This is a genomic window from Bradyrhizobium sp. LeoB3 (assembly GCF_055456055.1).
Map to the genome: position 1 here is coordinate 1 of NZ_JBVBEF010000163.1, position 10,267 is coordinate 10,267.

The window sequence follows — 10,267 nt, forward strand, 5'->3', positions numbered from 1 at the left end:
TTCTGGCTGGCTGGTTACCCGCCTCGATACGCCGCCCTTCTCAGGCCGTCATCACCCAGATTCCGCCATAGCTCGCGGGAATACCGCGCCGTGCTCGACCACTGGCCTGTGCCAAAACAGGAGATTGAACTGTCGACTTCGCAAGGCGCGACGTTCGTGCTCGCCTGCGGTCCCGAGACGGCGCCTCCCGTGGTCCTGCTCCACGGCGCCCAGGCGAACAGCGCCGCATGGCGGCCCGACATCGCACTCTGGTCAAGTCGCTTCCGGCTTTATGCGGTCGATATGATCGGCGAGGCTGGACTGAGCGCTCGGGTGAGGCCGCCGCTCATCGGCGACACCTACGCGCTCTGGCTCGACGATGTCTTCACCGGGCTTGGACTTGCCCGTGCAGCGCTGGTGGGCACATCACTCGGCGGCTGGCTGGCGCTCGACTATGCCATGCGGCGGCCGTCACGAGCTTCCGCGCTGGCGCTGATCTGCCCCGCAGGCATCGGACGGCAGAAGAACTTTCTCCTCGCTGTCGCACCCTATTTGCTGCTCGGAGCCTGGGGAAAGCAGAAGATTGTTGAAAAGGTGTTCGGACCAGCACCGAAGCATCTACCGATCGATCTTGAGGCGATCTCCCCTCTCATGGAGAGTATCAGCCGGGCTATCAAACCACGCGCTGTCAAGATTCCGCAGCTTAGCAATGCAGCACTGGAGGCGCTCGCAATGCCGCTCCTCGCCATCGTGGGCGGGCGTGACGCGCTTATCGATTCTTATGACACACGCCTTCGGCTCGAGCGGCATGTTCCCAACGCCGAAGTCTATTTCATTGAAGAGGGTTATCACTTCTTGCCAGACCAATCGCAACGAGTGTTCGATTTCCTCGTCCGCAGCCTACAAGGGCACGATCCTCACGATTCCAAGTCATGCCCCGCTTCTGATGAATGACGGCGAGCCGACGCGACCTGCCGTCGGTGATCGGGATGCTCTTCGAACGGCGCCCTGCGCATCCTCGGTGGCGTCGCACCTATCGCTTTGTATCTCAAGACCGCAAACCGATAGGAGGCATGGAATGGCAATAACATCATCTAACGTCCCACTGCGGCGGACTATCCGTCGTCAACAGCTACGTGAGATGGTTCCGCTCGCCGACAGCACGATCTACGAGATGGAGCAGCGGGGCGAATTCCCGAGGCGCTTTGCCCTCTCGCCCCGCACCGCGAGCATGCCGCCGCTGCGGCTTCGCCTGCGGCGGTGATTGCAACGCTCAGTCGGACACATCAGCCGCCTGTGAAGAAGCGTGCGCGCCTCGCGGACGGCGAGGCCGGGCCTGGGAATGGCTAGCGGCCGACGAAGCCTTCGGGGAGGCCTGGCTCGCCGCCGGCGTGAGCGCCCCTTAAGAGGTCCCGTAACGCCGTGCGGCCTCGATGGTCAGTCCCTTGCCGACAGCCCCGAACGTATCGCCATCAATCGCCCGCGCCGCCGGCAGTTTCGCCGTGATTGCCTTGCGGACATGGGCCAGTTGAACCGACCCTCCGGTCAGAAACACCGCGTCGATGTCGGCTCCCGCAAGGCCCGCCTGCTTCAGGCAAATGTCGATCCGCGCCTCGATGCGGTCGGCAAGACGCTGGGTGTAACCGACCAGATCCTTGCGTCGCACCTCGGCTTCCAGGCCCTTCTCGATCCACTCCAACGCGATGTTGGATTTCGGCGTCTCCGAGAGCCCTATCTTGACGCCTTCGACATCCATCGCAAGCGTGTGTCCGCGCTGCTCGTCGAGCACCCGCACCAGACGATCGAGCAATTCCGGCTGCTTCGCCTCATAACGCACCTGACGTATTTCGCTGATGACTTTCGAGTCATACATGCGGTTGATGCTCGACCACGTCGCGAGGTCGTGGAAATAGCTCGACGGGACTTCCAGATCCTCCCGCTTCATGGCCGAGCGATAGCCGAGCAAGGGCATCACGACACCAAGGCTGAGATACCGATCGAAATCGGTGCCGCCGATGCGGACGCCGTCGTTGGCCAGGATATCGTCCTTGCGCTCGGCATGGCGATGCCGCTCCGGCGACAACCGAACAATTGAAAAGTCCGACGTTCCGCCGCCGATATCGGCGATCAGCGCGATTTCCTCGGTCCCGATTTGACGTTCGTAGTCAAGCGCCGCTGCGATCGGCTCGAACTGAAATGAGATGTCTTCAAAGCCTATTCGCTTGGCTATATCGCGCAAGGTCGCCTCCGCCTTGGCATCGCCAGCCGGATTGTCATCGATGAAATGGACCGGGCGGCCATGCACGACGTGACGCAACGGGTGTCCGACGATCTCTTCCGCGCGCCGCTTCACCGCGCCAATATAGTAAGCGATGACATCACGGAAACTGACGCGCTCGCGGCCGACGCGGGTGGTCTCGTCGATCAGCGTCGTGCCGAGCACCGATTTGAGGCTGCGCATCAGTCGCCCGGCGTCACCCTCGACATAAGCTTCGATGGCACGACGGCCGATATGGGTGCCGGCGCCGGCTTTGTAGAAGATTGCGCTTGGAATCGTGACGTGATCGCCCTCAAGCGCGGCCAACACCGGGCTATCGCCGATGATTGTCCCAAGCGTAGTGTTCGACGTCCCAAAGTCCAGACCGCAAACCGCTCCGGGGCGGGAGTGAATTATTCCCACTCGATCATCCAAGACTGCAGTACCGTGTTGAATTGCAAGCACAATCTCTCAAAGTTGACGGACAAATCCCGCCCCTACATCCGTCCCAACGTTTCGGTCTTGAATTCACAGTAAAATTTCCGTGGCTTTGAGATATGGCTCCTTCGCCAGCTATCGAGGTCAATCGATAAAGTGAGCGCATGTCCTTAGGCGCAATGGCCACCGCCGCTGCTCACCCTTTTCGGTTCGATACCGTCAATCGTCATCAGTCCCCGGCGAATGAGACACGTTGTACGAAAAGCGACGCTCGGGCCAAGCCGCCCTTTGACCTGAGTCGGCGGCGCTCACGGGCATACCAGTTCTGGGTGAACCGGGCTAGCTTCCTCCGACTCTCGACCGAGAGCAGAGCGTTTCAAGAGTCATCGCCTAAGCGACCTTAACAGGCACACTGCGGTACTGTACCGAAAGCCAGGAGGCGGCTGGCGGTTGATTGAGCGATGACCATTGCAAGAAGGTGCTCAAGCTTTCGACTGCGCATCGTCAGGAGGGGAGCGGTTCGTTCAGAGGGATGATGACCATCACCATCCCGTCATCGCCAACAACAATCTCGCGCCGGCCAGCAAGGCCAGCGGCGACGGTATCGATTGATACGCCGACGAGCCCTTCTCGGCTAAGGGCGACCAGTAGTCATCGCTCGAACTTTTTGGCTAAAGCGATGGAATCCGCCCCGTCGGCCGCCCGCAGGTCGCTTGCGCACATGCCGGAAGCCTTGATCTGGAGAATGACCTCGCCCGGACCTGGAGTCGGATCCGGAGCGTCGCCCACTTCGAGTTTGCGATCGCCAGGAAAATAGACTGCTTTCATCGTCGCACCTCTGCGGGTTCGCTTTGCGATGGTCGGAATATCTTGCCGGGATTGAACGAGCCGTCCTCGTCGAGCGCCGCCTTGATCCGGCGCATGAGATCGAGCTCGATCGGGTCTCTCTTGCCCTCGAGCAGGTCGACCTTGGCCCGACCGATGCCGTGTTCCGCCGAAAACGTGCCGCCGAGTGAGAGCACGATGTCGTAGATCGCCTGGCTGATCTGCTTGCCCTGCTCCGCGGCCGTATCCGCGCCGAGCACCACCGGCATGACGACATTCAGGTGGATGTTGCCGTCTCCGACATGACCGAACGGAACGACCGAGACGTCGGGAAATCCGGCTTCGATGTCGGCGCGACTCCGGCGCAACAGCTCGGGTACCTGTGCGACCGGCACGGCGACGTCGTGCTTGAAGTCGCGGCCCGCCTTCTTCTGGACCTCTGTCTGGTCCTCGCGCAGACGCCAGATCTGCTTCTGCTGTTCGCCGCTCTGGGCGAGCGCGGCATCGGCAATGGTACCGTCTTCGAGCCGATCAGCGAGGAACCCTTCGAGCATGTCCTTCAGACCGGCATCCGGTCGGCTCGAAGTCAGTTCGACAAGGACATAGTGGTCCTTCTTCTCGACAGGCGAACGAAGCCCTTCGCGCCTCGCCAGCTCCACGCATGAGCCCGAGAGGTACTCGATAGCCCGCACGTTCCCCTCGGCGGCTGCGCGCAGCTTAATCCAGAAATCCAGCACCTGGTCCTCGGTCTCGACTGCGCAGAAGGCGACCTCGCGGCCGATCGGCAGTGGCGCGAGCTTCATCGCCGCGGCCGTTATAATGCCGAGCGTCCCCTCCGAACCCGCAAAGAGATGCTTGAGAGCGTAGCCGGCATTGTCCTTGCGCAGCGTGCGCAGGCCGCTCCAGATGTGTCCGTCGGGAAGCACGACCTCCATTCCGAGCAGGAGATCTCTCGCGCTCCCGTACCTTACGGCAGAGATGCCGCCCGCGTTTGTCGCCAGCGCGCCGCCGAGCGTGGCGGTGCCTTCCGAGGCGAAAGCTAATGGAAACAACGCGCCAGCCTCAGCGGCCGCGTTCTGAAGCTCGGCGATGGTCGCGCCCGCCTCCGCTACGACAGACATGTCGACGGCATCGACCGTCCTGATCTTGTTCATGGCGCCGGTGGCGACCACGACCTGAAGGCCCGTGTCGTCCGGCGTCGAGCCACCGACGAGCCCTGTGTTGCCGCCTTGAGGAACGATGCTAACGCCGGCCTCACGGCAGATCTGGATGCTCCGCGAGAGCAGGATCGCCGATCTGGGGCGCAGCACGCAGGCCGCCTTACCGCGAAGCAGACCGCGCCAATCCGAAAAGTATCCGTCCGCCAGCGCCGGGTCGGTGATGCAGTCGGAGCCGAGCAGCTCCCGTAACCTGGAGACGACGTCGTTCACAGTTGCTTCCACGTCGAGGTCGCGTGAGCGATCGTCTCTCGGAAACCGTCCTGGGCCGAAGACTGCAGGAAGAAGGTCTTGCGTCCCTGCCTCAGAAAGCTGGCACGGCAGGTCACCAGGCCGCTCCGGATCGGGGCGAAATACTGGACCTTCATCTCGAGCGTTGCGCCAGCGCCGAACTGATGTTTAAGGAGATGTCCCATCGAGATGTCGAGGGCCGTTGCCAGCACGCCGCCGTGGAGCGAGCCCTGCGGGTTGAACATGTAGGGCTTCACGTCGAGAGAGACGATGCAGGCGTCCGCCTCATAGGAGACCGTCATCCCGAAGAAGCGCGACAGAAAGAACGATCCGAATTCATGGCGACCGTCGCCCATGGCCGCCACGACCAGTTCCCGAACCTGCGCCTCGTCCATCCGTTCTGCTTCCTATTCGGCCGACTGCTTCAGCGGAGCGTCCCCGAAGGCTCCCTTGGAGGCGAAGTCCAGCACCTCCTTCCGCGTCCAACCGAGCCAGTGCTCGAACACTTCGGCGGTGTGCTCGCCGAGGGTCGGCGGCGGCGTGGACGGCGTTGGCGGCTTGTCGTCGAAACGCAGCGGCCGGGCGATGAACTTGACTTCGCCGGCGACCCTGTGCCTCACGGTCTGGACCATGTCGCGCTGAACAAGCTGCGGCGCTTCGCAGACCTCGCCGACCGTCCTGATCGCACCGCACGGAATGCCGGCGCCGCCGAAGATCTCGAGCCAATGGTCGCGCGGCTCGGACTTGAAGGTCGGATGCAGAATCGCGCCAAGCGCGGCGCGGTTCGCCGCCCGCTTGGGCGCTGTGTCGAACCGGGGATCGGCTTCGAGGTCATTGCGACCGATGACGGCGCAGAACAGCGACCAGAACTTGTCATTGGCGACGCCGAGATTGAACCAGCCGTCGCTCGCCTCGAAGGTTTCGTAGGGGCTGATGGTGGGGTGAACGTTGCCGCGACGCTTCGGGCTTTCTCCCGACGCGAAGTACATGCCGGCGTTGAACGTCAGCAGCGAGGCCATTGCGTCCAGCATGGAGACATCGACGCGTCCGCCGACGCCGCTCCTCTCGCGCTTCACGAGTGCTGCGAGCACCGCCTGCGATGCGTAGAGGCCGGTGACCAGATCGGCGATGGAAGTGCCGACCTTCATCGGCGGGCCATCCGGATCTCCGGTAACGTCCATGACGCCGGACTCGCCTTGCAGGATCAGGTCGTAACCGGGCCGGCTCGCGTCCGGACCGGTCCGGCCGAACCCCGAGATGCTGCACTGGATGAGCTTGGGGTTGCCGCCGCTCAACGCTGGGTAGGACAGGCCCCATTTGTCGAGGGTCCCTGGCCTGAAGTTGTCGATCACGACGTCAGCGGCCCCGGCGAGCGCGATCACCGCGTCCCGCCCCGCCAGCGACTTCAGATCGATCGCGCAGCTTCGCTTGTTGCGATTGACCGACAGAAAGTACGAACTCTCCCCGTTGACGAACGGAGGACCGTATCGGCGACTCTCGTCGCCGACACGGGGAGCTTCGATCTTCACGACGTCCGCCCCGAGATCGCCGAGGTGCATCGTGGCGAAGGGGCCGGAGACGACGCGGCACAGGTCCAGCACCTTGACGCCGGAGAGAGCTTCCGTACTAGACGATCGCATCCGCGAGGTCCTTCATCGTGGGGACGGTGACGTCAGGCTTGTGCGGCGTCTCTTCGAACGGACGGTCGCGGCGATTGATCATCGCGGTGCGCATGCCGGCCGACTTCGCGCCGATGACGTCGAACGCGTGATTGGCGACGAAGAGGATCTGATCCATCTTGAGACCGAGTATCTCGGCCGCCTTCGTGTAGGTCGCGACGTGGGGCTTGAAGGAGTTCGCCTCGGCGACGGAGATCACGTTGTCGAACGGGATCTTGTGATACTTCTTGGCCGTCTCGAGCATGTCGCGGTCGCCGTTGGAGAGCACGACCAGCTTGTACCTGGTCTGCAGCTTCGCCAGTGCGGCCGGCACCTCGGGGAAGCATTCGAGCTTCTCGATCTCGCCCACCAGGTACTTCACCTCGTCCTTTGTGTACTTGATGCCCGACCGGTCCATGACCTGGGAGACGGCGCGGTGACCGATCTCGCGATACGGCGTGTGCTCGCGGTGGAGCAGTGCGTCGATCATTGAGTTCTCGAAGTGAGTCCGGCGCCACCAGGTGACGAAGGAGTTCGGATTGCCCGTCCAGCCCTTCTCCTTAAGGAACGGCGTCGCAATCTTGACGAGGCCGCCCTGCATGTCGACGACGGTGCCGTACTGGTCGAACATGCAGACCTTTATGGTGTCCTTCAGTTTCTGGATGTCGGTCATTGCTTCTTCCCTTTGCTCTTTGGCTGAGTGGACGATCCGGATTTGACCGCATTCATCATCATTTTCGAAATGGATTGTTCTTCTGCGCACATTCGCGACGTGAATGTCGTGACTATCGTCGCGGCTCTACAGGATCACAACTTCTGCAAACGGCTCGACGGCCCTGAGCCCGAAGGGAATCTCCGGACCCACTGCTACTTGTGGTCCGTGTCTGCTAGGCTCCGATGCCGACGACCTTCTCTCTCGAGGCCGAGGCTTCCGTTCCGGTCGGCACGCCCGAGACTTCCTCGAGTGCGCGCCCCTTGGTCTCGAAGCCGAAGATCATGAAGACCACCGCCTGGAAGAGAAGAATGCCCGCGAGCGTCACCAGCACGCCGACGAGCCCCTTCCACGCGAAGATCGCGATGACGACGAATTGGACCAACGCCGTCGTCACGCGCCCGGCGGTCGCGCAGATGGCCGTGCCACGGAGCCTGTAGCGGGTCGGGAAGAGCTCCGGAACGTGCATGGCGAAGCCGGTGGCCAACATCACGTAGATTGCGGTGACGAGAAGGAAGCCGACCACGACGAGCGGAGCGCCGTCCGGCATGAACGGATACGCCAACCCGAAGGCCGCCGCCGCGATCGACGATCCGATGATCGACGGTCTGCGACCGATCGCATCGGCCAGCGCCAGGCCGATCAGCGATCCGATCGGACCGCCCAGAGACATGAAGGTCGTGTAGCCGAGCGACGACACGACGCTGTGGCCACCCTTCACCATGAACGTCGGCAACCAGCCGATGAAGCCGTAGAGGCTGAAGCCGACGACGATGTGCAGGAGGCTGCCGAGCAAGGTCCGACCGAGGTAGGGCGGTGCGAACAGGCGCCAGACGGATCCGCCCTCGTCTTCCACACGCTGCACGGTCGAAACCGGCGGCAGCGGCCCCTTCCTGGCAGCTTCCACTTCGATGCGAGCGAGAATCGCTTCGGCTTCGTCGGCGCGGCCGTTAGCGGCCAACCACCGGGGCGACTCGGGCATCGACTTTCGGAGGAACCAGACGATCATCGCCAGCACGCCGACGAGGCCGAACATGTAGCGCCATCCGAGGCTCGGAATGACCCACAGGCCGACCATCGACGAGACGAACAGGGAAAAGTTGGTGATGACGGCCAGGATACCGATCCATCGGCCGCGGGACGATGCAGGGACGAACTCGGTCAGCGTTGCGTAACCGACGACAATCTCGGCGCCCAGCCCGATCCCGATGACGAAGCGCGCGGCGATCAGCGCCTGCATGGACGGAGCAAGGGCCGCCGCCAGAGAGGCAAGGCCGAAGATGGCCAGATTGACCTGATAGGAGAAACGGCGACCATAGCGATCGCCCAGAATGCCCGAGAACCAGGCACCCAAAGTCATGCCGATGAAGGTCGCGGTGACGAACGCCGCGTTGAGCTCGAGTGTTGACCAACCCTCCTTCAGCACGGCTCCGAGAACGCCGCCGGCGAGGTAGATGTCGAAGGCGTCGAGGAACATGCCCGCGCCGATCAGCGCGAGGATCCGCCAGTGAAAGCCGCAGATCGGCAGCCGATCGAGGCGTGCGCCCGCATTGACCGATGCCACCTGTACGTCCGAAATCGCTTGCATCCATCCCTCCCAAGGGGTCGACAGACATCGACCGAAATTGTTGGGAGCAGGATGGCGATCAGGATGGCGGCGTCTAATCGGAATCCGCTATTCCATTATTTGGTAGACCAATAATCCTGCCGTTGCAGCGGATTTTCGAAAGATGGTCGGTGAGCGGCCCTCTCTCAGTCGCTGTCGGGAAGGCTTCGCGCGGCATCGACGAAGATCGAACGCAACCAGTTCAGGTCCTGACTGGCATCGTGCCTTCGGTGCCAATACATCGACCATTCGAAGGGATCGGACGCGAACGGCAAATCTCTGATCGCAAGATCTTCCGAGACCATCGCGAAGGCCAGGCGCCGTGGCATGACCGACAGCAGATCGGAATCCCGCAGCACGTGCGGGACCAGCAGCCAATGGGGAACATTGACCGCGACCCGGCGGGTCAGCCCTTGCCGGGCGAGCACGTCATCGACGAAGCGGAGGTCTGTTGGCGACATCGAGACCTTGAGATGCGCCGCCCGGAGAAACGTCTCCATCGTAAGGGGCCGCTGCGCCAAAGGGTGGCCTTCGCGCATCACGCACACCATCCGGTCCTTCATCAGGACGACCGACTTGATCGAATTCGAATGCGCGAGACCCATCGAGATCGCAAGGTCGATCTCGTCCTTCTCCAGGGCCTCCACCGTATGCGTGGGCGAATAGTGCACGACGTCAAGCTGAGCAAGGGGGGCCGTCGTTTCCAGCGTCTTGCCGACGGCGGGAAGAAGAAGACGGCTGAGAAGATCGGACAACCTCACGGAAAAGCTCCGTGTGCTGGTGGTCGGATCGAAAGCGGATTCGCTGTCCAGCAGGCGCTCCAACTGCCGCAAAAGCCGCTTCACCGGCTCCGCCAGTTCGATCGCGCGCGGCGTGGCCTGCATGCCGTTGGCCGTCCGGACCAGAAGCTCGTCCTTGAAGATGTGACGCAGCCTGGAGAGCGCATTGCTCATTGCGGGCTGACTAAGGCCAATCCTGTCGGCAGCACGGGTCACGTGAAGATCTGTGAGAAGAGCGTTCAGAGCGACCAGAAGATTGAGATCGACAGATCTGAGGTTCATGACCTACCGTCATTGATATCGCGAATAATGCAGCAGAGAAAATCCACAATACAAATCTGGATCAATCGGCGTCAACGTCCTCTCTTGCAGAGGCGGGTTTATCAGTTTCGGAACAATCGAGCGGCGGCGATCGATCGGCGCGCACTGGAGCTCATAGAAGTCAACCAGGATGAGGCAAACGAGAACGTTACTCGCGCCCGCGCTGTGAGCTATGGCGGAATCTGGGTGATGACGGCCTGAGAAGGGCGGCGTATCGAGGCGGGTAACCAGCCAGCCAGAACCT

General features: G+C 62.3%; 10 protein-coding genes and 1 pseudogene. 2 read left to right on the plus strand and 9 right to left on the minus strand.

The features are described from left to right. On the plus strand, nt 1–933 hold a 933-nt coding region (locus tag ACZXDY_RS42955), incomplete at its 5' end, for an alpha/beta fold hydrolase (RefSeq protein WP_464349654.1). A 124-nt stretch (nt 934–1,057) separates the two neighbouring features. Further along, nucleotides 1,058–1,201 (plus strand): annotated as a pseudogene (locus ACZXDY_RS42960) (helix-turn-helix transcriptional regulator); the annotation flags it as partial. A 180-nt stretch (nt 1,202–1,381) separates the two neighbouring features. On the opposite strand, the gene ACZXDY_RS42965 reads toward ACZXDY_RS42960, so the two are convergent. The 9 genes from ACZXDY_RS42965 to ACZXDY_RS43005 form a co-directional block, all read right to left on the minus strand. Next, on the minus strand, nt 1,382–2,650 hold the full coding sequence (locus ACZXDY_RS42965; protein WP_464349663.1) for an Hsp70 family protein: 1,269 nt from the start codon (nt 2,648–2,650) through the stop codon (nt 1,382–1,384). 675 nt (nt 2,651–3,325) lie between these two features. After that, nucleotides 3,326–3,502 (minus strand): hypothetical protein, encoded by a 177-nt coding sequence (locus tag ACZXDY_RS42970; RefSeq protein ID WP_464349655.1) that lies wholly within the window; start codon nt 3,500–3,502, stop codon nt 3,326–3,328. Beyond that, nucleotides 3,499–4,929 carry an FAD-binding oxidoreductase gene (locus ACZXDY_RS42975; protein ID WP_464349656.1) on the minus strand — a complete coding sequence of 477 codons (1,431 nt, stop codon included), beginning with the start codon at nt 4,927–4,929 and terminating at the stop codon, nt 3,499–3,501. The genes ACZXDY_RS42970 and ACZXDY_RS42975 overlap by 4 nt, the downstream gene beginning before the upstream one ends. Beyond that, nucleotides 4,926–5,342, minus strand: coding sequence for a PaaI family thioesterase (locus ACZXDY_RS42980; RefSeq protein WP_464349657.1), 417 nt, complete (start codon nt 5,340–5,342; stop codon nt 4,926–4,928). The genes ACZXDY_RS42975 and ACZXDY_RS42980 overlap by 4 nt, the downstream gene beginning before the upstream one ends. A gap of 12 nt (nt 5,343–5,354) precedes the next feature. Continuing rightward, nucleotides 5,355–6,587, minus strand: coding sequence for a CaiB/BaiF CoA transferase family protein (locus tag ACZXDY_RS42985; RefSeq protein ID WP_464349658.1), 1,233 nt, complete (start codon nt 6,585–6,587; stop codon nt 5,355–5,357). After that, a complete protein-coding gene (locus tag ACZXDY_RS42990; RefSeq protein ID WP_464349659.1) occupies nt 6,574–7,278 on the minus strand; it encodes a haloacid dehalogenase type II in 705 nt (234 codons plus the stop codon). Before ACZXDY_RS42990 ends, ACZXDY_RS42985 begins: the two co-directional genes overlap by 14 nt. A gap of 214 nt (nt 7,279–7,492) precedes the next feature. Continuing rightward, entirely contained in the window at nt 7,493–8,905 is a 1,413-nt protein-coding gene (locus ACZXDY_RS42995; protein WP_464349660.1) for an MFS transporter, read from the minus strand. A 164-nt stretch (nt 8,906–9,069) separates the two neighbouring features. Continuing rightward, nucleotides 9,070–9,984 (minus strand): LysR family transcriptional regulator, encoded by a 915-nt coding sequence (locus tag ACZXDY_RS43000; protein ID WP_464349661.1) that lies wholly within the window; start codon nt 9,982–9,984, stop codon nt 9,070–9,072. 9 nt (nt 9,985–9,993) lie between these two features. Further along, nucleotides 9,994–10,267 (minus strand): hypothetical protein (locus ACZXDY_RS43005; protein WP_464349662.1); only part of this gene is annotated, 274 nt, incomplete at its 5' end.

What these genes read in the sequence shown, in the direction of transcription:
- ACZXDY_RS42970 (WP_464349655.1), bottom strand. Translation starts at nt 3,502, where the DNA reads ATGAAAGCAGTCTATTTTCCTGGCGATCGCAAACTCGAAGTGGGCGAC.
- ACZXDY_RS42980 (WP_464349657.1), bottom strand. Translation starts at nt 5,342, where the DNA reads ATGGACGAGGCGCAGGTTCGGGAACTGGTCGTGGCGGCCATGGGCGAC.
- ACZXDY_RS42985 (WP_464349658.1), bottom strand. Translation starts at nt 6,587, where the DNA reads ATGCGATCGTCTAGTACGGAAGCTCTCTCCGGCGTCAAGGTGCTGGAC.
- ACZXDY_RS42990 (WP_464349659.1), bottom strand. Translation starts at nt 7,278, where the DNA reads ATGACCGACATCCAGAAACTGAAGGACACCATAAAGGTCTGCATGTTC.
- ACZXDY_RS42995 (WP_464349660.1), bottom strand. Translation starts at nt 8,905, where the DNA reads ATGCAAGCGATTTCGGACGTACAGGTGGCATCGGTCAATGCGGGCGCA.
- ACZXDY_RS43000 (WP_464349661.1), bottom strand. Translation starts at nt 9,984, where the DNA reads ATGAACCTCAGATCTGTCGATCTCAATCTTCTGGTCGCTCTGAACGCT.